Genomic DNA, 23,624 nt, shown 5'->3' with positions numbered 1-23,624 from the left:
CAATTACCACTATCGAGTATTGTTTTTGGCCTTTCTTCTTGCTTGTTTTGGTGGTATTTTTCGTTGAATTGGATGAGTTTTTTTATAGCGTTTTAATCAGCTTATCTAGCTGCTTTTTTTGAGTTTTCTACCGTTTAATTGGGCGAGGATTTTTGCTAAATGATGTCGTAGATTTTTATTCTTTTTGGAGGCTTTATAATTGCAAAAACAGGCTAGTCATGAGCTTGGGTGTAGCTTAAAATAAAGCTGGTATTTTTGACTTAATTTAGCTGCTGATTTGATTGGTTTTTACATTTAAGTTCTCCGGTATTTTGACTCCAATTCTGGTTTGTTATCGGGGGTGGGTTAGTGGTGTTTAAGCGTTTTTTATCGTAGGAAGCTTTTGGCTGTGAAGCTTACAAGTAGGTCTTGATCTTGTGTGGTATAGCCAAATTTTAAAGTTGTTTATTTAGTGTTTTGTTGATCTTTATCTGATCTTATTACATAAATGAGCGTCTGCTTGGTTTACTAGAAAAATGCAGGGTGAAGTAATTAAACTCCGTTGTTGGATTCGCTTTAGTTTAATGATTTTGAATGATGCCGGATCGCTCTTTTAGTATGTTTCTTGTCCTTCATTCCATAGTGGGAAAATGAACTATAACGGTTTTCTGATCATTAAGGAGTTAAGAAAGTTAAGGTTTTGAATCCCGCAGATTGTGTTTGAATTTTCTGTGATGAGGTATTAAGAATATGGTTGTAAACTGTGGTTGTTTTCGATTTTATACTGCTGAATATATTGCATTTTAATGCTCGTCATTCTCTTCATTTACGATTGTGTTTTTGTTCTGAGGGTGTGATTGAAACTGACCTTGCAGTAAAGTTGAACATCAAGATCTTTATATCGTAAGGTATCGGTTTGCGGCGTATACTCATTTGTTTTTGCATCTGTAAACAAGCTCATCTCGATGCCTTTGAGAGATCAGGTTCACCTTAAAATGATGAACCGTGATAAGCTTTCTCCTTTTGTTTTTGCCTGGTCTTTATAAGGAAATTTAACGCTGAAGTTTTAAGTATTGTATAACCTGGAAAGAGGAGCAGGCGACAATAGGAACGATTGAAAAATTGATCCGGTTGGTATAAAGCTATATGGAAATTTAAATGGTTTTTATCGAAACCTTGAATATTCTCGAAGGTGTATTTACAGTTGGTTTTTCCTTTTTTTATAAATCGGATATAGAAAAATAGAAGCCAGAATAATGGTTGCGCCAATATAAAATCCACCTGTCATCTGCTCTTTATTTTGAAAGAAAATGAAGGCCAGTACGATTCCGTACACGGGTTCCAGATTGGTAATTAACGCTACCCTAAAAGCCGATAAAGTTCTCATTACTGCAACACCGGCAACGTACGCAACAGATGTACAAAGTGTGCCAAGAAGAGCAAGATAAAACCAGTTTTTAGCGCTTAAGTTGAAAGCTGTGTTTATCAGCGTTCCATCATATAAACGGTATAAAGTGATCCAGAAGAAAGCGCCTACCAGTTCGTAAAAACTAATGATAGACGGTTCGCTTTTTTGAACCAGGGTTGAATTTATTGTGGAAAAAAGACTCGAAGCTACCGCTGCCAGTAAACCAAAAATAATCCCAAGGGTATATTGACCTTCAAATTTAAAGATCATGTATATGCCCAATATGATGAGTAAACCGATTAAAATATCGCCCATTTGTATCGGCTGTTTTTTAATCAGCGGTTCTAAAATTGCGGTAAATAAAGTGAAGGAAGAGAGGCATACCAAAGTGACCGAAACAGTAGAAACTTTAATGGCATGAAAGAAAAATATCCAGTGAATGGCTACAATTCCGCCGGTTAAAAAGAATTGGATAAACTGTTTTTTGGTGATCTTAATGTTCTTTTTGGTGATTAAAAACCAGGCGAAAAGTGTGGTGGATGCAATTAAAACCCGGTACCATACCATAGGCACGGCATCGATAGAAATTACTTTACCCAGTACGCCTGTAAAGCCCCAAACCAACACCGTAAGGTGAAGGATCAGTAAATTCTTTTTGGTAGCTTCCATTGCTATTTTGGTGCTTTTCTTAATAGGTAAAAACCTAATAACCCAAAGAATAATGTAGGCATAATAACAGCAGCAAAAGGCGGTAATCCCCCTTTAGTAGAAAACATTTGCGTGAACTGATTAAATACGATATAAGCAAAGCTAATGAAGATTCCGATACCTAAGGATACACCGACCCCTCCGCGTACTTTACGTGATGAGAGTGCTACGCCTATAAGCGTTAATACAAAGGCAGAAAGCGGATGAAGATAACGTTTATATTTTTCGAACTGAAGATCGTTCATTACCCCCGTTCCGCGGATTCTTTCTTTCCTGATCTTGTCAGAAAGTTCCTTTGTGGTTAAATTCTGCACTACATTATCATATGCAGAAAAATCATCCGGACGCATATCCAAAATGGTATCCTTCAACTTCCCGTTGCCATAAATCATGGTTTCTTTCAAGCCGTCAATTTTACGGATGGAGTAATTGTTCAGCTGCCATTTGCGTTTCAGCGAATCCCATTTTATGTTTTCTGCAACGATTTTTTTGGTGAGTATATCTCCACTAAAATTATCCAAAGAAAACCGATATCCTGAATTCGTTTTGTTGTCGAAATTGTCAATGTAGATATAGGTTTTGTCATCCAGTTTCATATGGATGTTTGATTTAGTGGAAGGATCATTCCGCTTTACGTAAGTATTCTCAAAGCTGTTTTTTAGGGTATTGGTATAAGGGAGGATGTATAGATTTGAAAGCAGGTTGGCTGAGAAAATAATCGTAGCCGACACTAAATAAGGAAATAAAAAGCGGTTAAAACTTACGCCACCACTTAAAATTGGTACAATTTCAGTCTGATCGGCCATTTTAGCGGTAAAGAAAATTACCGCAATAAAATTGATCAGTGGTGAAAGCATATTCACATAAAAAGGAATGGAGCCTGCATAGTATTTAGAGAGGATCCCCCAAAAACTAAGACCGCTTTTCATGAAATCATCCATCTTTTCCGATAAATCGAATACGACAATAATGATCACAAAAATGGCCAGGGTATAAATAAATGTACCCAGGTATTTCCCGATAATGTATTGATCGATGATTTTTATTCTCCCTTTTAACAGACTCATTTTATAGCTTATTGCCTAATACTTTAACCATTTTGTTTTTCCACTCGTAAAATTCACCAGCAATGATCTTTTCCCTGGCCTGTTTGACCAGCCAAAGATAGAAATGTAGGTTATGCAAGGTAGCAATTTGAGCGCCAAGCATCTCCTTACTATGTACTAAATGTCTTAAATATGCTTTACTGGTGACTAAATCAGCGTGAAGATCGCTCTCTGCATCCAATGGAGAAAAATCGTTCTCCCATTTCTTGTTTCTGATGTTAATAATACCATTTCTCGTAAAAAGCATGCCATTTCTGGCATTTCGGGTTGGCATTACACAATCGAACATATCGATACCGAGTGCAATATTCTCTAAAATATTGATCGGCGTACCAACACCCATTAAATAACGCGGTTTTTCCTCCGATAATATATTACACACCACTTCAGTCATGGCATACATCTCTTCGGCTGGCTCACCAACGGATAAACCACCAATGGCATTCCCCTCACGATCCATGCTGGCAATAAATTCAGCAGATTTTATACGTAAATCTTTATATACCGAACCCTGAACAATAGGGAAAAGGGTCTGGTCGAAACCATATTTAGGTTCAGTGCTATCAAAACGTGCACAACAGCGTTTTAACCAACGGTGTGTCATTTTAATGGATTGCGCAGCATAAGTGTAATCGCATGGGTATGGGGTACACTCATCAAAAGCCATGATGATATCAGCACCAATAGTGCGCTGGATATCCATTGCATATTCTGGGGTGAAAAGGTGTTTTGACCCATCAATGTGTGAGTGAAAAGTAACACCTTCTTCCTTAATCTTACGCACTTTGCTTAAAGAATATACCTGGTAACCTCCACTATCGGTTAAAATAGGGCGGTCCCAGCCAATAAATTGATGTAATCCACCAGCTTTTTCAAGGATGTCTAAACCTGGTCTTAAATATAAATGATAAGTATTACCTAGAATGATTTTAGCATCAATATCGTCTTTAAGTTCGCGCTGATGTACGGCCTTTACCGTTCCAGCTGTGCCCACAGGCATAAAAATAGGGGTTTGTATTTCGCCATGAGCAGTGGTTACTGTTCCAGCTCTGGCTTTAGATAGTGGATCGTTAGCCTGTAAACTAAATTTCATCTGTTTCTATATTATTTTTCTCCAATTGTTAGCTGGAGCTTACCACCTTCAAAATACGTTTTATTAAATTAATTATTATTTTGATGGCAGACGGTTTATATGTGTTTTTTCTCGTCGAAAATCTGCCAAAAATAGCAAAAATTGAGGGCATATTTTTGTTTAATTTTTTATCCACATAAAAGTGATTTACAGATTAAAAATGAGAAATTTGCGCCTATTTATTTTACCATCGTGATATTAACCCTGCTTGAAATTATTCTGCTCTCGATATTGGCTTTTTGCCTGTTGGTTCAGCTTTACTATGTACTTTTTGTTCATTTGAAATTGGCCAATGTAAACATCGAGGAAGTCCCGTTATCGGCCCAAAAACCCATAAGTGTAATTGTTTGTGCCCGAAACGAAATTGTAAATTTAACGCAGTATCTGCCTACATTATTAAACCAGGATTATCCGGAATTCGAAATTGTGGTGGTTAACGACCGCTCCTGGGATGGTACAGAAGAATTTCTTGAACAACTGGAAAAGCAACACCGTAACCTGAAAGTAGTTAAGATTTTAGATAACGATAAATTTATAGCAGGTAAAAAATTCGCGGTAACCATGGGAATAAAGGCTGCAAAGTATGATTGGCTGGTTTTTACTGATGCAGATTGTACGCCAGCTTCCGAACGTTGGTTAATGGATATGCAACAACCTGCCGACGAAAATACGGAGATCGTTTTGGGCTATTCACCTTATCTGAAGAAAAGAAGTCTGTTAAATGCACTCATTCGGTTCGAAACCTTTTTTACTGCGGTAAATTATTTGTCTTTTGCGCTAAAAGGCATGCCATATATGGGCGTTGGGCGCAATATGGCCTACAAAAAATCACTTTTTTTCAAAAATAAAGGCTTTGCAGCACACATGCATATCCCATCCGGAGATGATGATTTATTCGTAAACGCACATGCCAATAAATACAATACTGAAATCCGTTTACACCGCGACAGTCATGTTTGGAGTGAACCTAACAGTACCTGGGGAGGTTATCTGAGGCAGAAAAAACGTCATTTTGGTGCCGGAAAGCTGTATAAATCAAAACATAAATTTATTTTGAGCCTTCAGATTGTGTTTCAGTTTCTGTTTTATGCTTTCTTTGCCGCATGTATGTTCTTTAGTCGTGAGGTCCAATATGTAGCGCTCGGAATCCTTGGCTTAAGCATCATCATCAGGTGTTTTATCTATCCAAAATTGCTGAAACGCTTAAACTATAGCGATTTGCGTTGGTGGTTCCCGATTTTAGACATACTTTTGTTTCTGTTTTTAACCCTGAACGGATTTTTAGCCCTATTTGGCAAGAAAAAAGTTAACTGGAAATAATTCAATAATCCTATAGTAATTGCAATATGCTTGATGTAAAACCCGATATCGTTTTAAAATATTTTCCTGACTTAAGTGACAAACAAATTGCTCAATTCTCACAATTGTTCGATTTATATCGCTATTGGAATGCGCAGATTAATGTAATTTCGAGAAAAGATATTGAAGAATTATATGAGCGCCATGTATTACACTCTTTAGGCATAGCTAAAGTTTGCACTTTTAAAGCCGGCGAATCTGTTTTAGATGTAGGTACAGGTGGCGGTTTTCCGGGCATTCCATTGGCCATCCTGTTTCCTGAAACGGAATTTTATCTGGTCGATTCTATCGGAAAAAAGATTAAAGTGGTAAAAGAAGTGGCTTCTGCCTTAGGTTTGGAGAATTTAAGGGCTGATCATTTAAGGGCAGAACAAATTAAAGAGAAATTTAACTTTGTGGTATCGAGAGCCGTTACGCGTTTAGGCGAATTTTACCCATGGATACAGGGGAAATTTAAAAAAGATACGTTAAATGCCATTCCAAATGGGATTTTGTACTTAAAAGGTGGCGATTTGGCAGAAGAGATTAAAGAATCAAAACTGAAAGCAGAATTATATCCGCTTTCAGCTTATTTTGAAGAAGATTTCTTCGAAACGAAATACGTGGTTTACGTACCGCAATAGTTATCTTATAAATGTACATTATATAAAGCTCCCTTCAACAGGAATAATGATTGGAGATTTTTGTCCGATGAAGTATATAGATATTTTTTGAGAAACATTACCTTTCATTGCGTTTCTTATGACCACATCAATGCTGAAATTTTTGTTAGGTATTAAAGTCTTAGAGTTAGTTTTCAACTCTAAAAAATCACAGTCAGTAGTTATTTTTTCTATTTTAAGATTCTCATTAGATATATTGTTCAAAAGAATCAAGCCTGCGTAATCTTTATCTGATCGTAGATTATTGAACTCTACCTTTGGTATTAAAAGTTTTAGTTTCCCAAAATAAATCTTGTAATCACCCATCCCTTTTTCATAGGCCTTAATCAATACTTCCTTTAAGTTTTTATCAGATGTTGACGTAGGTTTACGCTCTATTGTTTGGTATTTAATATCCGTTGAAGCTTGAGCTGTTTTAGTATCCATAGCAGCCCAGTAAGCTTTTATAGTTACTTTTTTTAGTTTTTTCTTTTTGGTTGTATCCTGCTCAATGGGAGGTGGAGGAGCTAAAATTATAATTTTTTGTGATGAGTTAGCTGGTAGTTTTACTTTCGGCGGAGTGCCTATGATCTCAGGATTTGAACTGAAAATCTCAATAGCACCATGACTAGCTTTTTCACCATATTTTGCCTTAGCAGTTGCTGGATTTAACCTAATCATATGTTTTATGTTTTTTACGCCCCCACTCGTGCCTGCTTTTATTTCTTTGCCATTTAGAAGTATTAACTTTTTTGTATATGTCGTTAGTTTTTTTGATTTAGGATCTCTACGTAAGGCTAAATACAATTCATTGGGATTTGGTACGTGTATGCCATCATTACTGTCGAATGCTTTTTTAACTGTATCTTGTTTTGTTGACGGTAATTTCAAGGAAGGGCCAAGTTCCACAAAACCATAATTTTTTGTAAAAGCCATGGTAGAAATGCATAATATGCCTGCAGTAACGGGCAGTGCTAGTAGCAATTTGAGCTTTGCCCAACGTGCTGATTTCTTTTGATTTAGCATGTTAATTCTCTTTTTTAATATTGATGAACTGAATATTTGGTTAGTTAATGTTAAGTTTTGGATCCCCGTTGAATTTTGGATCAGAAACATTGCATAATGATATTTTTCTACATCGCATCTCGTTGTTTCTTCATCGGCCAGGTACTCGTGGATTAACTTAATGTCTTTTTTAACGAGATAAACGATTGGGTTAAACCAGTTGATGATTTGAATGATTTCGAATAACAGCACATCCAGACTGTGTTTTTGTTTAATGTGCACCAGCTCATGTTTGAGTATGGTGTTTTTTTCTGCCAACTGTGGATCTAAAAAAAGGAGATTGAAGAATGAAAAAGCTATTTTAGAATCTTTTAAATCAATGATTTTCACTCCATTATCCAATTTAATAGATGGTAGTTTACGCATGTGGATAATTCTGGATAAGTTAAAGAGCATTTTAAGCAGAAAAACAAGGGTAACCAAAGTATAAATTGCGATAATCAGGTGATCACTATTGAAGATACTGGGTTGATGACTTTCCAGCGGCAAATTTTCTGGAATCATCACCTGGTCAACAACCGTTTCCGTTGTAGGTGCTATCGTAACCTGTTCGATTACAGGTGCTTTTAAGAAGCCCAGCTGAAAAAATGGAAGAATAAATGCCAGTATGGAGGTGATAATTAAATAACTTCTATTTAAGCCATAAAAGGTTTCCCGGTGGAGGAATAATCTATAAAAGCCATAAAATAAGGCGAAATATAGATTTGCTTCGAGTAAATAATATAACCAGCTCATCATTTATCTTTTTTAAGTTTCTCAGCCAATTGAATAATTTCATTGAGTTCTTCAGTACTCATACTTTTTTCTTTTACCAGAAAAGAAACCAAACTTTCGTAAGAATTTTCGAAGTAATTGTTCATGACCTTGTCGAATGCAAAACGCTTGTAATCAGTTTCTTTGATAATAGGAAAGTAGATATGTGTATTGCCTATGGCTTTATGATCAACAAAACCTTTTCCTTCCAAAACCCTGATTACCGTTGAAACGGTATTGTAGGCAGGTTTGGGTTCGTTCATTTTTTCGATAACGTCTTTTACTAAGGCTTCGCCCATTTCCCAAAGGATGAGCATGATCTGTTCTTCTGCTTTTGTGAGTTCTTTTATCATATCAACTATTTTTATAGTTTGGTTAAATGAAGTTACTACTATAAAAATAGTTTTCAAACTATTTTTATAGTTTTATTTGTAATTATTTGATATACAGTTAAATAATTTTTGTTTTGAAATGTATAAGGCATAAAAAAACCTGCCGCATAGGGCAGGTTTAGGTTATTTTGTATTGTTTATTAAAACTTTTCTGATCTTTTTGGATTATCCGTCATGATCATTTTATCTTTTAACAATTGTTGTAAACCTGATTGCTTGTCGATACTTTTTACCACATCTAACACCGCACTTGCTGCATGACTGAAAAATGGCTTAGTAATGGTCGTATATTCATCTGTCGCTTTATGGTAGTCTTTATGATCTTCTACACCGAAGTATAAAAAAGGGATATTTTTAGCGTTAAAAGCCCCTTGATCGCTCTGGTTGGTCCAATCATCATGACCTTGTTTAGGATCATCATGGCCGAAAAGTAATTTGATATTGGTTTTAGTCGTATCTACATATTTCTTTAAATCAGGGTATTTAAAAGTTCCACATACATAAAGTTCACCTTTATCACTATGGCTGATCATATCCATGTTTAGATCAATGGCAATAGTGTTAATGGGTACAGGTGGATTGCCCACAAATGCTTTTGCACCTTGCAGTCCCATTTCTTCGGCATCGAAAGAAGCAAAAATGATGGTGTTGTTAGGTTTGTTTTTAGCGAAATAAGCGGCAATTTTTAATAATCCTGCAGTTCCTGATGCATTATCATCAGCACCATTAAAAACTTCATCTTTTACTACGCCTAAATGGTCGTAATGGGCAGATACCACAATAACATTGCTTCCTTTGCCTGGTATGTAGCCGATGATGTTGGTGCCATTTATTTTGGCATTGCCTCTTCCATTAAAAGTGAACTCCTGCGCATAGTTTACATGTTGGGGGTAAGATTTTAAACCTAATTTTTGAAATCTTTCAATAATATAAGCCCTGGCCATTTCAGCTCCTTTTGTTCCGGTTTTTCTACCCTGATAGGCATCTGAAGATAATACCTCAACATCTTTTAGTAATTGGGTATCCAACTTGTCCGATGTGGTATTATTTTGGTTTTTTACTGATGAACAGCAACTTAGCATCATGGCTAAGGGAAGGATATATAGGATTTTCATGGTTATAATAGATTACTGCCAAAACAATTTTAAAATAGTTGGATACAACTTGAATTTTTCATCGGCGGATAATAAGGTAGCATCTTGTTGTATCGCTGAAGAAATTATTAACCGATCGAATGGATCTCTATGTTCATTCAACAATGGGACGTTATTATAATTGAAAATTGAGGAATTTTCAATTGATAAAAACGTAAAACCATCTAAAAGTGCTTGATTATAAATGTCCTCAACAGTTACACTGAAATTGGGAAGTTTACCAAGAGATTGTTTTATTGAGATTTCGAATAAACTAATTTGACTAAAGTAAACGATATTTTCTATGTTTTGAATAATATCCAATACTTTTTTTGGGATTTTTGGACTGTTTTCCTGAAACCAAAGTAAGCAATGTGTATCTAAAAGATAGTAATTAGATGTCATTACATGTACTCTTTTAAATCATCTAGAGGATCGTTAAAATTGTCTGGGATTGATATTTTACCTTTCAGCGCACCCGGAATTCTTTTTAAGATAACTGGTTGTTCATCTGTAAGAAAGGTAACAATAACCTCTGTTTTTGTTTGTACAGGTGCTTTTTCTTTCAACGTTATCTTCCCTTTTTCGTAATATCCTTTAACTGTAGCTAACATATCCTTAAGTTGTTATAACAAATATACATTTTTTCATTATGCTATTCAAACGCTGTTTAGTTTACGGTATTGCGTTTCTAAACCTGATGGAAACGGCAGCTCCCGGCGTAAAGTCGGGACTATAGTGTACAGCAGGCCTGAAGAAGCTAGTGGTAGTAGCTTTCATTTTCTTAATTACAAAATAGATTGCTTCCCGAAAGTAGGGGCAGGCTGTCGGCTGAAAAGCCTCCTGGCAAAGACAGAAACGGTAGGTTTTGCTTTGGTCTTTCTACTTTTATCTTTAAGATTTTAAGCCGCTACTTCCCTTAAATCGACCGCTACAACCCTCGAAACACCTTGTTCTACCATGGTTACGCCATAAATAATATCGGTGCTGGCAATGGTTCGTTTGTTATGTGATACAATGATAAACTGCGATTGATCAGAGAATTTGCGGATAATATTATTAAATTTATCGATGTTGGTATCATCCAATGGGGCATCAACCTCATCGAAAATACAGAAAGGGGCAGGTTTTAACAGATAAAGTGAAAACAATAGGGCTGTAGCCGTTAAAGTTTTTTCTCCACCGGATAACTGATTGATGGATAAAGGCCTTTTCCCTTTCGGACGTGCTATAATATCAATATCAGCCTCTAACGGATTATTGATGTCTGATAAAATCAGGTCGCAGCTATCTTCTTCGTTAAATAGAGAGCGAAAAACCACGATAAAATGCTCACGTGCCTGGGTAAAGGCCTGCATAAATTTATCTTTAGCGGTATCGTCTATCTCTTTAATCGTTTGTAAAAGATCGGTTTTGGCTGCATTAAGGTCCTTTTTCTGGTTCTGGATGAAAGTGTAACGTTCTTCCATTTCTTTAAAGGCCTCCATAGCCATTGAGTTAATGGCACCAAATTCGTCCAGTTGGCGTTTCATTCGCTCTACCTTTTGGCGGAGATCAAATTCACTTTCTAAAGCTTCAATTTCAGTGTCTGTTTCTAAAAGATCGTTAATGTCGATGTTGAATTCGACAGCTAAACGTTCTTTTAAGGCATTCAGATCGATTTTTAAAGCATTCTTTTTGTCCTTAATCTCCGTTAATAAGAAATCGGTTTCTTCGCGGTTTTTACGGATATTGGTCAGGTCGTTTTCAACCTCGTTAATGCTTCCTTTACTTGTGAAATAGGCTTGCTCGGCTTCTGCAAGCCCTTTTTCCATCTCTTCACGTTGTTGATACATTTCTAAAAGCGTATCATCGTTAAGATCGGTGTGTTGTAAGGTTGCCGTAATTTGAGTCAGTGCTTCCTGTAATTCTTTGTCGTTTTGGGCGATGCGTTTGTTTAATGCTTCTTCCTGTACGAAACGGTAATCTAAATCTTTTTCTAAACCCGATAATTTGTTCTGTTGCTGGTGAAAACGGATGTTATCCTGATTGTATTTACCTGCACTTTCGTTTACCTGGTCGGCAATTTCCTGATAATTAAGTTGCTGTTCCTGTAAATTAACATGCGCTTCTTGCTGGTCTTTTTGCAATTGAACCAATGCAGGCAATTTTTCAGACAAGGCTTTTTCTATCGAAACAATCTTTTGGGCAATGTCTGTTTTGCGGTTTTCACTGGTTGTAATAAATTCCTGGTACTGGTCGCGACGGGTTTGCACAGAAATGTGTTCGTTGTTTAAACGGTTCATTTCTTGTTGCAAGGCATTAATCTGATTGATTTTTGAAGCTTCTTTTAACTCAAATATTTGATCAGTTTCGGCTTTTATCGCCGCATTATATTGATTAATCAACGATTCTGAAGCCTTGATTTCTTTTGCCAGATTTTCTAAATTCTTGGCACGACCAATCCTTTTACCTTCAAACAAACCTACCGAACCACCCGCTAAAGTGAATTTGGTTTGGGCATATTTCCCGTTTTTAGCCAAAATGGTTAAACTTTCGGTTGGCGTGACTTTAAATAAATTTTCTTGCTCAGCCACTGCGATGTACACATTTTGTAAAAGCAGGTTGCACAGGTGTTGGTATTTTTTGTCGACTTCTATTACCGATAAAGCCGAAACAAGTCCCTCATGTGTACCAATAACCGGATTTTTATCAGGAACATTTTCTAAAATGAAAAAGTTAGCCCGTCCGCGACTGGCATCGGTTAAGAGGTTAATCGCCTGAACGGCATCTGCATACTGATCAACCACATAATGGTTCATTACCGGTTCGAGGTAATTTTCTATAGCAATGCGGTAATCTTCATTACAGAATAAAATATCAGAAAGGAGCAAGGCACTTTTAGCAAAAGCGTTGTTTTTCTTTAAAAAGCGGATCGATTCGGGGAAACCTTCCAGACTATCAACCAGCGATTTTGTGAGGTTATACTCGTTTTGTTTGGCATCCTTTTTACGGTTTTCGGCCGTCAGTTTTTCCTTATTCGAACTTAGGTTGATTTCGGAAGCTGCCAGTTTTTCCTTTAAAATTTCTTCAGCCTCCGTCAGGTTTTTAATGTTGGCTTGCTTTTCCCTAACCTGGATATCAAGTTCGGCTAAAGCATGATCGAAAGCCTTTAACTCTAAGGTTTTGGTTTCGGTATCATCCACATTTCGGTTAGTTTCCTGTACCAGTGCATCTTTTTGGATATTCAGGATATCAATTTCCTTTTGCGACTGATATACGTTGTTTTGCAACTCGTTAACCGATTTAATCAGGTTGTCAATCCTGTTTTTCTCCGTCTGTTGTTGCTCGCGCAAAGTATCAAGTGTCGATTTCAGTAGCTTTAAATCAGATTCCAATCGGTTAAAAACTTCGGTTTCTGTTAAAACTTCTTCATTTAAACGTTTGATGTTGTATTTAATGTGGTTAACCTGATTTTTATCTTTTTCGAGCTCGCCAGATAAACGGGTTTCTTTTTCCTGTAAAAAACGCATCTGTTCGTTTTTTACTTTTTTCTCACTTTCGTAAGCGCGGATTTTAGAAACAAACTCGTTTGTGGCCTTTTGCTGTACGGAAAGGTTCTTTTCCTGGCTAATACTACCCAGTTTAAGCTTTTGCAGTTCGGCTTCGCCAGTATCTATTTTGTTGCTGAGTTCTGTCCGGTTTACCTGCTGATTTTGCTCCTGTGTTTCTAAAGCATTTAAGTCGGTACGGAAGAAGGCTATACGGTGAGTAGCCAACTGAACACTCAGTTCGCGGTATTGTTCTTTTAACTTATAATAACGTTCGGCTTTACGTGCCTGATTTTCTAAGGTTTTAAGGTTTTTTTCGATCTCGAAAAGTAAATCCTCAACCCGTTCTAAATCCGCTTCAGTGTCTTTTAACTTACTGAAAGTCTGTCTTTTACGTAATTTGTATTTTGAAATTCCCGATGCTTCCTCAAATAAAGAACGGCGGCTATGCTCTTTGTTGGTAATAATTTCATCAACCATTTTAAGCTCGATAATGGAATAACTATCAGAGCCGATTCCGGTATCCAGAAAAAGGTCGGTAATATCCTTTAACCTGCATTGAACATCGTTTAAACGGTATTCGCTATCGCCGTTTCTATAGAGTTTACGTGTAACAGTAACCTGCGAATAGGCGGTAGGCAAGATATTTTTGGTATTATCAAAGCTTAATGAAACCTCGGCGAGCTGCGCTTGTTTACGGTTTTTTGTCCCATTGAAAATGATGTTCTCCATCTTTTCTGAACGTAAAGCTTTGGTACTCTGCTCGCCCAAAACCCAGCGCATGGCATCGATTACATTTGATTTCCCGCAACCATTAGGCCCCACAATAGCGGTAACACCCTCATTAAAATTGATGGTCACTTTATCGCCAAAGCTCTTAAAACCTTTAATTTCTAACCTAGTAAGTTGCATGGTTTGTAATCGGGAGAACCGACCTCAATAATAAGGATAATTTTGTGGTTTTTCAAGATAAGCATTCTAAAATTTTAAGTCATATTTGGTGTTTACGATGGAAAATCAGAACTTATCGGTTAATTTATGAATATAGAATCTTTTTACACAGGCTGCCTTACTGCACAAGGAGAGAAAATTTATCTGGGAGACAAAATTCGCGGTAAATTTTTCTATAAAATGCAGGTTCAGTATGAAATGGCGACGCAGTCTTTTGTCTTGATTTCGCAAAATCCGCAATCACCTTACCGAAAGTATCTTTTATCAGATTTAGAAAAAATTGAAGGACTGAGTATAGTCGGAAATCAATTATTTTTCAAAGAGCCTAAGGTGGGGGAAAAGGTGAAAATTACAGTTGACAATAAAGGCGAATTTTTTCCTTTTGGTACTGTGGTTGAAGTTATTGAGGTGACAGATGAATGGAATGTGCAAGCTAAATCATTGGATCGTGAACAATTAATTACACTCAAGGCTGGAGAATTTCTCGAAGACCGGTCTGTTTATTAAAAGTGGAGAACGCAGAGAGAAAAGCACAGAGGGCTTAACGTTGGGCAGAATTTTCAAAAGCGATCGTGATGCTGAACTTGATTCAGCATCTATTAAGGTTTATCTATTAAAAATCCTGACCCGATGTAAAATCGGGTCAGGATGATGAATCTTTGTTAATTTTCTGTGTAGCTGAGTTTCCGTGGCTAAATGGAAATTTGTCCTTATTTTACAATCATCAGCTTGGCAAATTTAAGCAATAGCTGTTTATTACCTAAACCCTGGAAGAATACAGTTGCCTTAACATCGGGCAAAGTTCCTTCTAAGCTGATAATTTTTCCGAAACCGAATTTTTCGTGCTCCACTTCCATACCGCCCTGAAATTCATGTGGTTGCGATGGGGTAAAGCCTGGTGTTGGCACGTGTGCTTTTGCCAGTAACGAGGTTGTTTTCGGACGGACTGGTGGGGCAGAAGTAGTTGCGCCGGCCGCTGGTTTCGGTTTGCTAAAGAAATCGCGTGGTTGCGAGGTCCATGTTTTGCGGTCGTCATCAAAGTTTCCGTCGAAACTAGTTGATTTTGCCGGTTTAACATCCAATTCTAAAAACTTCGGACTAATTTCGTTGATGAAACGACTTGGTTCACAGTTGGTTAAAGTTCCCCAGCGGTATCGGGAAGTAGCGTAAGTAAGTGTCAGTTTCACTTCGGCACGGGTAATGGCCACATAAAACAAACGGCGCTCCTCTTCTAAATCAGTTCGGTTGGTTAACGACATTTGTGAGGGGAACAGGTTTTCTTCCAGTCCTACGATAAACACGTTTTTAAACTCCAAACCTTTAGCTGAGTGGATCGTCATTAAAGAAACCGTATCCTTATTCTTATCTCCATCTTTATCATCATTGGTTAAAAGCGCAACATCCTGCATAAAGATATCCAAACCTTTCTCTTCAATGTCTTCGCGCTCCGCAAATTCCTTAATACCGTTTAATAATTCTTGAATATTTTCGTATCTCGCACGTCCTTCAACACTATCATCGGTATATAATTCTTTTAAAATACCTGCATGTTGGGCAATAAATAAAGCAGTATCATAGGCATCGAGCTTTTTTGCCTCTGCCTGAAAGCTTTGCACCATCATGGCAAAATCGTTCAATTGATTGGCTAAACGCCCATCTACATATTCGTGTGCGTTTGAAATTACATCCCACATGGTTTTTCCATGCTGGTCTGCCGCAACAATAATTTTATCAATAGAGGTATCGCCAATACCACGTTTAGGATAATTAATGACACGCTTTATAGCCTCTTCATCCTTCGGATTAAAGGTTAAACGGAAGTAAGCAATTAAATCTTTAATCTCTTTGCGCTGGTAGAAAGATTGACCGCCATATATCCTGTAAGGGATGTTTAATTTGCGTAAACCTTCTTCCATAGCCCTGCTTTGCGCGTTGGTACGATACAAAATGGCGAAATCGTTGTGCTGGTAACCTTTAGTGCTGCGCTCCTGAATAATGGCTTCGGCAACTAATTTACCTTCTTCATTATCGGTAAAAGCCCGCGAAACCTTAATGCGGTCGCCAGGTTCATTATCCGAGAAAACATTTTTTTCGAGCTGGTTTTTATTGTTGGCAATAATACTGCTGGCTGCATCTACAATATTTTGGGTAGAACGGTAATTCTGCTCCAATTTATAAACCTTTAAATCAGGATAATCGCGTTCGAAATTTAAAATGTTCTGGATGTTTGCACCACGGAAGGCATAAATACTCTGAGCATCATCACCTACCACACAGATGTTCTGATAAGCAGCAGCCAGTTTTTTCACAATGGTATACTGCGAAAAGTTGGTATCCTGATACTCATCCACCATCAGGTACCTGAATTTCTGCTGGTATTTATTTAAAACATCCGGATGTTCTTTCAATAAAATATTGGTTTTGAACAGTAAATCGTCGAAATCCATGGCACCTGCTCTAAAACAGCGTTTAGCATAGGTTTCGTAAATCTGGCCAATCAACGGACGTTTATTCTGGATATCTTCGGCCTGTATCTGGTCGTTAGCCTGATATTCGCCCCAGGAAATTAGATTATTTTTAGCTGATGAAATTCTATTGAAAACAAAGTTCGCTGCATATAATTTATCATCCAGCTGCATTTCTTTCAAAATCGCACGGATTACACTTTTACTATCATCCGTATCATAAATGGTAAAATTGCTCGGATAACCGATTTTTTCGGCCTCTACCCTTAAAATTTTCGCAAAAACAGAGTGAAAAGTACCCATCCAAATGTTCTTTGCCTCTGCACCAACCACTTTACTAATACGCTCACGCATATCTTTACTCGCCTTGTTGGTAAAGGTTAAAACCAGAATGTTAAATGGATCAGTACCGGTTTGGATAAGGTGGGCTACACGAAATGTAATTACCCTGGTTTTGCCCGAACCTGCACCTGCAACAATCATTACTGGTCCTTTTGTGTTCTCTACTGCTGCTCTTTGTTGTGGGTTTAATCCTGCTAAATAATCCAAATCGGCTCCTGTTTTTTTGAGGTTCAAAAATAACAATTCCTATCGCTTTTTGCCAAAGTTGTTAGTAATTAGTTTAAAACCTAATCGGTCGTCCTAACGGTTCGTCATTCTGAACTTGTTTCAGAATCAATCATGCCATTAGACTTGTTGAAACTTATAGTCTAACATGGTAAAAAGAACTTGTTTTTGATTGATTTTGAGGAAAGCTACATCCGTATTTCATAGCATTTGGCAGCCCTTTGCTTTGCTCATACTGCTGCTGGCATTACCCACAAGGCCGGTATCCGCTTCGCCAAGGTTTATTTAAATTGGGTTTGTGCTACTATTGAGGGATTAAAACCCACAGCCTATTCTATCGTTCGTCATGCTGAACTAGTTTTATTAGCTGTTCTATTAAGTTTAGGTCTAATAGCTACCTCGTGGTCAGAATCTATCCGGTATTGCTTATATGGCCCTTATCTATCTTATATGGTAAAATGGCCCTTATTTTATTGGGGGCTAATATGGCTATGGTAAATCAGCTCCATGGGTTTATATAAAAGCCAAACCTGTATTTCATCGGCCTAGGTAGCCCTTTGCTTTGCTCATACGCCTACAGGCATTGCCCACCAGGCCGGTATCCGTTTCGCCATGGTTTATTTAAATTGAGTTTGTGCTACTATTTGGGGGGTAAAACCCATAGTTTATTTTGTCACTCGTCATGCTGCACTTGTTATATTAGTTGTTCTTATTAAGTTTAGGTTTAATAGCTACTTCGTAGTCAGAATCTATCCTGCATTGGCTTACATGGCCCTTATCTATCTTATATGGTAAAATGGCCTTTATTTTATTGGGGGCTAATATGGCTATGGTAAATCTGCTCCATCGGTTTTTAGAAAAGCCAGACCTGTATTTATTTAAATTCTGTCAGAATTGCACCCTATTTATTTGGGTATAGAATTTGATATGCTTTGATAATGGAAGAGAAAAAAATAAATAAGGATATCGAGTTTACTGATATCCCGGAGGGAACAAATACAGATATTTATGCTAATTTAAAAGAGAAACTGGAAAGTGTTGAGCAATTTCCGGGTGTGTACAATTTTAAATTTATTATTACGGGCGGACTAGACAAAATACAAGATTTGCGTACCGTTTTACCTGATGATGAGTTTATTGAGCATGCTTCAAAAACCGGGAAATATGTTTCCATTACCGTAAAAAAGATCATGCAAAATGCTGATGAGGTGATTGCTGTTTATAAGCAAGTCGGAAACATTAAGGGAATAATGATACTATAGGCCCCGTACGTATAAAATAATTTTAGCAAAATATTGGTTTTACACGTAGCGGCTTGGCTAACCGCTACGTCAAAGTTTTAAGCTACCTATTGCTCAATATCTTCCCTCCAATTAAAGATAGTCAGAAGGAGTACCTATCAAGGTTAAACCGATCCGTTTTTAACGGCCCAATCTACCATTGAATCCAATACCTCAAAAAGATCCTGCCCCGATGTTGTGAGGCTGTAGGTAACTACCGGCGGAACAACTGCTTGCGCATCTCTATAAACAAGTTCATCATTTTGCAATTGCTTTAAGTGTTGTATAAGCATTTTTTCAGTGATCTGTGGTATTGCACGTTTTAACTCGCTGTAGCGTTTTGGTCCGCTCATTAAATGAAAAATAATAATCGGTTTCCAATAACCACCAATTTTTTCCATTACAAAAGTAACAGGACAGCTGGTTAGCGCTATGCCTTTATTAAAATTACGGGTCGAACTTTCTTTAACAGCTGTCATAGTTACATACTTTGGGGTAAGTACTTGTATAAAAGTAAGTACAAATATAGCTTTGTATTCAATATTTAAAAACAAAAAATCATGAAAATAACATTAACAGGATCAACAGGTAATATTACAAAGCCACTTGCCGAAATATTGGTAGCTAAAGGTCACGAAGTAAAAATTATTAGCAGCAATGCTGAGAGAGCCGAAGAAATTAAATCGCTGGGTGCAATACCATTAATTGGTAGTGTAAGCGATATCGGATTTTTAAAAGCGGCCTTTTCTGGGGCTGATGCCATTTACACCATGGTTCCGCCGAATTTTGCAGCACCAAAATTTAGGGCATATATTAAAAGTATTGGCGAAAATTATGCTGTTGCCATTAAAGAATCAGGTGTTAAAAAAGTAGTGAATTTAAGTAGCGTAGGTGCAGACCTGCCGGATGGAACTGGTCCTATTGCCGGATTACACGATGTAGAAAATATTTTTGCTACATTAAATGGGGTAGATGTAAAACATTTGCATGCTGGTTATTTCTACATTAACTTTTTAGCCAATATTGATATGGTTAAACAGGCAAACATTTTAGGGTCTAATTTTGGTGCTGATGCAAAATTAGTTTTGGTGCATCCGCGTAATATTGCAGAGGTAGCCGCTGAAGTATTGGAAAGTAATTTTACAGGTAAAAGCGTACAGTATGTCGCCAGTGATGATGAAAGTACGCCAGCCGATGTTGCAAAAATATTAGGTGCTGCAGTCGATAAGCCGGAATTACCATGGATAGAATTTAGCGATGAAGATGCATTTAACGGAATGGTAGGAGCGGGTTTACCGGAAGAAATAGCCAAAAACTACGTAGAAATGGGCGATGCGATAAGAAGCAATAAACTTTTTGTAGATTATTATAAAAACAGGCCCGTTTTAGGTAACATTAAGCTTAAAGATTTTGCGGCTGAGTTTGCTGCGGCATACCAGGATTAATTGAACGATAACAGCTGCCTGGATTTAAACCTGGCAGCTGTTATTTTTTATATGGCCACACAACTTCCGGCAATTACTTTCCATTCCTGATCAAACAACTTCCAGACTCTCAAATACCTGAAAATACCTTCGATAGCTTGTGAAGCATATATGGCCTTTAGCTCAATTTTAACACTAACAACTGCAGTATCATTAATCAGGTTAATTTGCTGTTCAGAGGGGATAATAGAATTTACATCGATACTTCCGGATGTATAAGTTTCCAAATCCATGGCCTTTGTTATGGTTATTCCATTGGGCAGGTTAAAAAGTAAATCTTCATGCAAAAGCAGATTAAGGTCTGCAACATCACCATTCAGTATGGCCGTTAATAATCTCTTTTCGTTTAAAATGATCTGTTCCCTGGTATTCATATTCATTATTTTAATTCTTTAAAAAACTCACATCCAATCTTCGTTTCCATTTTCTACCTGATACAACCAGTAATTAACCAGCTGTTTAATTTCGGTATAATTTCCATATTTAAAGTGAATCTGGCCAGCCGCCGTATGTAAGGTAAGATGACCAACATCAACCCCTTTATGCCATGGATATTGAAAAGTGCTAATGGCCTGGATTTTATTTGGCATTACAATTTCATTCGAAATATCCCAGATTCCGCTTTTTTTAATGATAAAATCCTGGTTTACTGAAATCCGATGTCGGCGGTAGCTGATATAAATCATCAAAGTGCCTATAATAAAGTAAACAATTGATGCACCGATATAAGGTTTAACTTCAGGAATGTTAAACGCAATGATTAAAAATGCCACAACTGGCAAAACCAGTTTAAAGAAGATCGGTAAATTCAAAAAACGCCAGTCAGGGATAAAGGTTTTTGTTTTTAAAGGAATTTGACCCAATATCATTTTTAGCAATTCATCCCGTTCGCCAGGGTTACATCCCGGAATTTCCAAAGTATTTCCTTGCATTTCATGTCCTTTTTTACTTTGACCAAAATGAGCCTGTTTTAAACTCATATTCAGCATATTCATCTTTTTCTGAAAGTAATTCTGGCTGTATTTGGTAATCTGGACTTTATTGGGACTAATCAGAGTATTTTTCTTGGCAATTAGCCCTGAAGAGAGTAAAAGTGTGTTTTTATGTTCACTAATTTCGAGCTCGAAATACTTGTAAAAGGTTCTCACCAAATTAATAATCAACAATACCATTAATAGGCAGGCAATTAAGATAAAAACGGTAACAATGGTCAGCATACCTGTTACCATGCTCTGAATTTCATCTTTATTAATTTTAAAAGCATCGAGCAACTGCCTGCCCTCATAAATAACGGTGTAAAAAAAAGCAGCAAGTAAAGCTAAACTTTGCCCATAATTAGAGGTTAGTCCAACTTTAAACAATGTCCAGGCACTTATTCTTAAAAATGGTGTTTCTGCTGTCTTCTTGTTTTCTAATTCAATTTCTAATGGCGTTTCAATTGCGGCTCTTCTGTTTAATAAATGCTCTTTAAGGTTGTAGGCCGAAGTTTCGTCGATGGCTTTTATGCTTACTTCTTCGCCATGAGCCCCTGCAGTATCGATTTTTAAACCATAAACACCGATAATTTTCTGCAGCATATTCTGGTTAATGTTAACCTGCTGTATTTTATCAAGCTGAATAATGACCTGATCGCGATTGAATATCCCCTTATTCACTACAAATTCCTGCTTTTCTTTATTCAGAAAGAAGGTGAATTTTAAATACCATAAATAAGCAAATATGAAACTGAATACGATGATCGCAGCAATGCCCAACAGGAGATAGGTAAAAGAAGTGCCCGACATTTTTACAAATGCGATAATGAATAAGAAAAAACTCGCTTTGCCAATTTTTAGCATGGTATGGGAGCCCATGATGATGATACCAAAGGCCGATTCGCGTTGCGGTTTGCTAAAATCGTTATTCATTAGGATTCAATTCAGTTATTGGGTTTTCGAGCAGGTCTAGTTTTTTCAAAAGCAGGTCTCTAATACGCTTTGCCTCGTCAATGGCAATACCCGAAATATGGATATGCCCGGTTTGGCCACCTGCGGTAAATATTTGTAATGATCCCAATTTGTACATCCTGGAAAAAATCCCTTCATTTAATTCGATATGCTGAATCCTGTTTAAAGGTACAATTGTGGTCGATTCGGCAATAATCCCACTTTTATAGATTACATCATGTGTACGGATGGCATAACCGCGTTTTTTAAAACTGGCACGAAAGAGTAAAAAGAAGATGGCTAATAAAGCAAGATAAAGCGGGATAATCCATTTTGCGTTTGCTTTTACTTCATCGATAAAGAACAGGAGTAAACCAACAGTTATGCCTAGCAGGCCAAAAAAGATGAACAGATTGATGCAGATGATTTTCCAATAATCGGGATGTGGCTGGCCTAACTGAATGTCTTCGTATTTTGGGAGAAGATCGAGATCAATAACTTCATTGGTGAAAAATGTCTCAGTGGTCATGGTTAAAGGTATAAAACATATTAATCTATCAATAGACTAATGTTTAAATCTTTTGTTACCTCGCTACAATAAACTTTTTTGCAGAATTATATTGACCCGAATCGGAAGAGATTTTGAAGAAATAAATGCCGGGAACAAAAGCAGAAGTATTGATTTCTAGAGTGTGTTTTCCGGTATTAAGGTATTCGTTTACCACTGTTTTTACCAATCGGCCCATTAAATCGTAAATCTGGATGTTGATTTTATCCGTTTCCGGCAAAACAATATCAATAAAGGTTTGCATGGCCGCTGGATTTGGGTAATTCTGAGAAACGGTAAACTTTAAGAATTTATCAAAAATTGCTTTATTAATGGCATCGAAAATAACATAACTCACCAATCTATAACCGCGTGCATTTGGATGAAATGCATCCTGATAAAGCGAAAAATCGCGCCTCATCGCCGCATTTACATCCGCTAAATATATTTTATACTCGGTAACTAATTTCCGGTATGCGGTATTAAGGCTCCTGATATTGGTATTTACAGCAACATAACTTTTAACAGTCCTATCGTCAACAAACTGAAGGGTACATAAAATCGGAATCAATTTTTGTTTAAGGCTTGCTGTAATCAACACCCTCATATTTGCAACACTTTCGGCTATACTTCCTTTGCCTGCAGCAATCGCTATAGCATCATTAATACCCATATCAATCACAATAAAACCTGTTCTATTGGCTATGGCATTATCAATTCTGAGCAAACCCTGAAAAGTAGTCTGACCGCCTATACCGTGGTTAGTAATATCGACTACCTTATTGGTGTAACAGTTCAAAAAGTTGTTCTCCAGCATGGTTTGGAAACCCAATCCCTTAACACCTTCAACAGTACTGGCCCCAAAGGTTACAATATTTATACTGTCTTTCGAATAATATTGGGCTGCTTCCGGGCAACTTACGCGGGTGGGATTTTGCGCTTGAGCGAAGGAAGAGATGCGGACAACAAGAAGCAGCAGCAGAGATAGAAAAACTTTTGCGCTAAACTTCATTGTTAAAATTCTTTCGTACAGGATTTAAGGATATCTGTTATTCGCGCAATTTACAAAAAAGTAAATATAAATAATGCTGTGCAATCTTTTTTTACAAACAATAAATCATTTTTTGTATCTATTAACAGACGGGTTTTGCGTTTTGCAGATAATACATTGATTTTTAGCTTTTAAATAAAAAATAATT

General features: G+C 37.1%; 20 protein-coding genes. 5 read left to right on the top strand and 15 right to left on the bottom strand.

Annotation, left to right across the window (positions count from 1 at the left end; genetic code table 11):
* Positions 1-1,177 precede the first annotated feature (1,177 nt).
* The 3 genes from AC07YT_RS04880 to tgt are packed head-to-tail and all read right to left on the bottom strand — an operon-like array spanning position 1,178 to position 4,294.
* Complete coding sequence (locus AC07YT_RS04880) at positions 1,178-2,056, bottom strand: DMT family transporter (protein ID WP_086547083.1); 879 nt, start codon at positions 2,054-2,056, stop codon at positions 1,178-1,180.
* Between the two features lie 2 nt (positions 2,057-2,058).
* Positions 2,059-3,162 (bottom strand): LptF/LptG family permease, encoded by a 1,104-nt coding sequence (locus tag AC07YT_RS04875; protein WP_086547082.1) that lies wholly within the window; start codon positions 3,160-3,162, stop codon positions 2,059-2,061.
* A gap of 1 nt (position 3,163) precedes the next feature.
* Entirely contained in the window at positions 3,164-4,294 is a 1,131-nt protein-coding gene (gene tgt / locus AC07YT_RS04870; protein WP_086547081.1) for a tRNA guanosine(34) transglycosylase Tgt, read from the bottom strand.
* A 141-nt stretch (positions 4,295-4,435) separates the two neighbouring features.
* Between tgt and AC07YT_RS04865 the strand changes: the two genes are divergently transcribed.
* Together AC07YT_RS04865 and rsmG are read left to right on the top strand one after the other, a co-directional pair.
* A complete protein-coding gene (locus AC07YT_RS04865; RefSeq protein WP_494945189.1) occupies positions 4,436-5,653 on the top strand; it encodes a glycosyltransferase in 1,218 nt (405 codons plus the stop codon).
* A 26-nt stretch (positions 5,654-5,679) separates the two neighbouring features.
* Complete coding sequence (rsmG, locus tag AC07YT_RS04860) at positions 5,680-6,315, top strand: 16S rRNA (guanine(527)-N(7))-methyltransferase RsmG (RefSeq protein ID WP_086547080.1); 636 nt, start codon at positions 5,680-5,682, stop codon at positions 6,313-6,315.
* A gap of 18 nt (positions 6,316-6,333) precedes the next feature.
* Here rsmG and AC07YT_RS04855 read toward each other — a convergent pair whose 3' ends face one another.
* The 6 genes from AC07YT_RS04855 to smc form a co-directional block, all read right to left on the bottom strand.
* On the bottom strand, positions 6,334-8,136 hold the full coding sequence (locus AC07YT_RS04855) for a M56 family metallopeptidase (protein ID WP_086547079.1): 1,803 nt from the start codon (positions 8,134-8,136) through the stop codon (positions 6,334-6,336).
* Complete coding sequence (locus tag AC07YT_RS04850; protein WP_086547078.1) at positions 8,133-8,504, bottom strand: BlaI/MecI/CopY family transcriptional regulator; 372 nt, start codon at positions 8,502-8,504, stop codon at positions 8,133-8,135. Before AC07YT_RS04850 ends, AC07YT_RS04855 begins: the two co-directional genes overlap by 4 nt.
* 179 nt (positions 8,505-8,683) lie before the next feature.
* Positions 8,684-9,658: a M28 family peptidase gene (locus tag AC07YT_RS04845; RefSeq protein WP_086547077.1), complete on the bottom strand. Its 975-nt coding sequence runs from the start codon at positions 9,656-9,658 to the stop codon at positions 8,684-8,686.
* A gap of 12 nt (positions 9,659-9,670) precedes the next feature.
* Positions 9,671-10,081 (bottom strand): type II toxin-antitoxin system VapC family toxin, encoded by a 411-nt coding sequence (locus AC07YT_RS04840; RefSeq protein ID WP_086547076.1) that lies wholly within the window; start codon positions 10,079-10,081, stop codon positions 9,671-9,673.
* On the bottom strand, positions 10,081-10,290 hold the full coding sequence (locus AC07YT_RS04835; protein WP_086547075.1) for a DUF2281 domain-containing protein: 210 nt from the start codon (positions 10,288-10,290) through the stop codon (positions 10,081-10,083). The genes AC07YT_RS04840 and AC07YT_RS04835 overlap by 1 nt, the downstream gene beginning before the upstream one ends.
* Positions 10,291-10,578: 288 nt before the next feature.
* Positions 10,579-14,118, bottom strand: a complete 3,540-nt coding sequence (gene smc / locus AC07YT_RS04830) for a chromosome segregation protein SMC (RefSeq protein WP_086547074.1) — start codon at positions 14,116-14,118, stop codon at positions 10,579-10,581.
* Between the two features lie 126 nt (positions 14,119-14,244).
* On the opposite strand from smc, the gene AC07YT_RS04825 reads away from it, so the two are divergent.
* The gene (locus AC07YT_RS04825; protein WP_086547073.1) at positions 14,245-14,664 is read left to right on the top strand and encodes a hypothetical protein; all 420 of its coding nucleotides are present in this window, start codon (positions 14,245-14,247) and stop codon (positions 14,662-14,664) included.
* 203 nt (positions 14,665-14,867) lie between these two features.
* On the opposite strand, the gene AC07YT_RS04820 is transcribed toward AC07YT_RS04825, so the two are convergent.
* Positions 14,868-17,171 carry an ATP-dependent helicase gene (locus tag AC07YT_RS04820; protein ID WP_057933526.1) on the bottom strand — a complete coding sequence of 768 codons (2,304 nt, stop codon included), beginning with the start codon at positions 17,169-17,171 and terminating at the stop codon, positions 14,868-14,870.
* 956 nt (positions 17,172-18,127) lie between these two features.
* Here AC07YT_RS04820 and AC07YT_RS04815 point away from each other — a divergent pair.
* On the top strand, positions 18,128-18,451 hold the full coding sequence (locus tag AC07YT_RS04815; protein WP_086547072.1) for a DUF493 family protein: 324 nt from the start codon (positions 18,128-18,130) through the stop codon (positions 18,449-18,451).
* Positions 18,452-18,594: 143 nt separating this feature from the next.
* Here AC07YT_RS04815 and AC07YT_RS04810 read toward each other — a convergent pair whose 3' ends face one another.
* Complete coding sequence (locus AC07YT_RS04810; RefSeq protein WP_086547071.1) at positions 18,595-18,948, bottom strand: winged helix-turn-helix transcriptional regulator; 354 nt, start codon at positions 18,946-18,948, stop codon at positions 18,595-18,597.
* A gap of 81 nt (positions 18,949-19,029) precedes the next feature.
* Here AC07YT_RS04810 and AC07YT_RS04805 point away from each other — a divergent pair, with 81 nt between their 5' ends.
* Positions 19,030-19,914 carry an NmrA family NAD(P)-binding protein gene (locus AC07YT_RS04805; RefSeq protein WP_086547070.1) on the top strand — a complete coding sequence of 295 codons (885 nt, stop codon included), beginning with the start codon at positions 19,030-19,032 and terminating at the stop codon, positions 19,912-19,914.
* Between the two features lie 47 nt (positions 19,915-19,961).
* Here the strand turns inward: AC07YT_RS04805 and AC07YT_RS04800 are convergent, their stop codons facing one another.
* Genes AC07YT_RS04800 through AC07YT_RS04785 form a run of 4 tightly spaced genes read right to left on the bottom strand, consistent with a single transcriptional unit; the run spans position 19,962 to position 23,437 of the window.
* Positions 19,962-20,333, bottom strand: coding sequence for a nuclear transport factor 2 family protein (locus AC07YT_RS04800; protein WP_494945188.1), 372 nt, complete (start codon positions 20,331-20,333; stop codon positions 19,962-19,964).
* 21 nt (positions 20,334-20,354) lie between these two features.
* Positions 20,355-21,860, bottom strand: coding sequence for a PH domain-containing protein (locus AC07YT_RS04795; protein ID WP_086547068.1), 1,506 nt, complete (start codon positions 21,858-21,860; stop codon positions 20,355-20,357).
* The gene (locus tag AC07YT_RS04790; RefSeq protein WP_086547067.1) at positions 21,853-22,407 is read right to left on the bottom strand and encodes a PH domain-containing protein; all 555 of its coding nucleotides are present in this window, start codon (positions 22,405-22,407) and stop codon (positions 21,853-21,855) included. The genes AC07YT_RS04795 and AC07YT_RS04790 overlap by 8 nt, the downstream gene beginning before the upstream one ends.
* A gap of 55 nt (positions 22,408-22,462) precedes the next feature.
* Complete coding sequence (locus tag AC07YT_RS04785) at positions 22,463-23,437, bottom strand: SGNH/GDSL hydrolase family protein (protein ID WP_086547066.1); 975 nt, start codon at positions 23,435-23,437, stop codon at positions 22,463-22,465.
* Between the last annotated feature and the right edge of the window lie 187 nt (positions 23,438-23,624).

It is taken from the genome of Pedobacter sp. GW460-11-11-14-TSB4, assembly GCF_059423705.1.
The sequence above is the reverse complement of the archived record's forward strand: the minus strand, read 5'-3'. Positions and strand labels throughout refer to the sequence as shown.

Coding starts and splice junctions, on each gene's coding strand:
- AC07YT_RS04840 (WP_086547076.1), bottom strand. CDS start 10,081: ATGACATCTAATTACTATCTTTTAGATACACATTGCTTACTTTGGTTT.
- AC07YT_RS04805 (WP_086547070.1), top strand. CDS start 19,030: ATGAAAATAACATTAACAGGATCAACAGGTAATATTACAAAGCCACTT.
- AC07YT_RS04880 (WP_086547083.1), bottom strand. CDS start 2,056: ATGGAAGCTACCAAAAAGAATTTACTGATCCTTCACCTTACGGTGTTG.
- AC07YT_RS04810 (WP_086547071.1), bottom strand. CDS start 18,948: ATGACAGCTGTTAAAGAAAGTTCGACCCGTAATTTTAATAAAGGCATA.
- AC07YT_RS04825 (WP_086547073.1), top strand. CDS start 14,245: ATGAATATAGAATCTTTTTACACAGGCTGCCTTACTGCACAAGGAGAG.
- AC07YT_RS04790 (WP_086547067.1), bottom strand. CDS start 22,407: ATGACCACTGAGACATTTTTCACCAATGAAGTTATTGATCTCGATCTT.
- AC07YT_RS04785 (WP_086547066.1), bottom strand. CDS start 23,437: ATGAAGTTTAGCGCAAAAGTTTTTCTATCTCTGCTGCTGCTTCTTGTT.
- AC07YT_RS04850 (WP_086547078.1), bottom strand. CDS start 8,504: ATGATAAAAGAACTCACAAAAGCAGAAGAACAGATCATGCTCATCCTT.
- AC07YT_RS04855 (WP_086547079.1), bottom strand. CDS start 8,136: ATGATGAGCTGGTTATATTATTTACTCGAAGCAAATCTATATTTCGCC.
- AC07YT_RS04845 (WP_086547077.1), bottom strand. CDS start 9,658: ATGAAAATCCTATATATCCTTCCCTTAGCCATGATGCTAAGTTGCTGT.
- AC07YT_RS04815 (WP_086547072.1), top strand. CDS start 18,128: ATGGAAGAGAAAAAAATAAATAAGGATATCGAGTTTACTGATATCCCG.
- smc (WP_086547074.1), bottom strand. CDS start 14,118: ATGCAACTTACTAGGTTAGAAATTAAAGGTTTTAAGAGCTTTGGCGAT.
- tgt (WP_086547081.1), bottom strand. CDS start 4,294: ATGAAATTTAGTTTACAGGCTAACGATCCACTATCTAAAGCCAGAGCT.
- AC07YT_RS04835 (WP_086547075.1), bottom strand. CDS start 10,290: ATGTTAGCTACAGTTAAAGGATATTACGAAAAAGGGAAGATAACGTTG.
- AC07YT_RS04800 (WP_494945188.1), bottom strand. CDS start 20,333: ATGAATATGAATACCAGGGAACAGATCATTTTAAACGAAAAGAGATTA.
- rsmG (WP_086547080.1), top strand. CDS start 5,680: ATGCTTGATGTAAAACCCGATATCGTTTTAAAATATTTTCCTGACTTA.
- AC07YT_RS04875 (WP_086547082.1), bottom strand. CDS start 3,162: ATGAGTCTGTTAAAAGGGAGAATAAAAATCATCGATCAATACATTATC.
- AC07YT_RS04795 (WP_086547068.1), bottom strand. CDS start 21,860: ATGAATAACGATTTTAGCAAACCGCAACGCGAATCGGCCTTTGGTATC.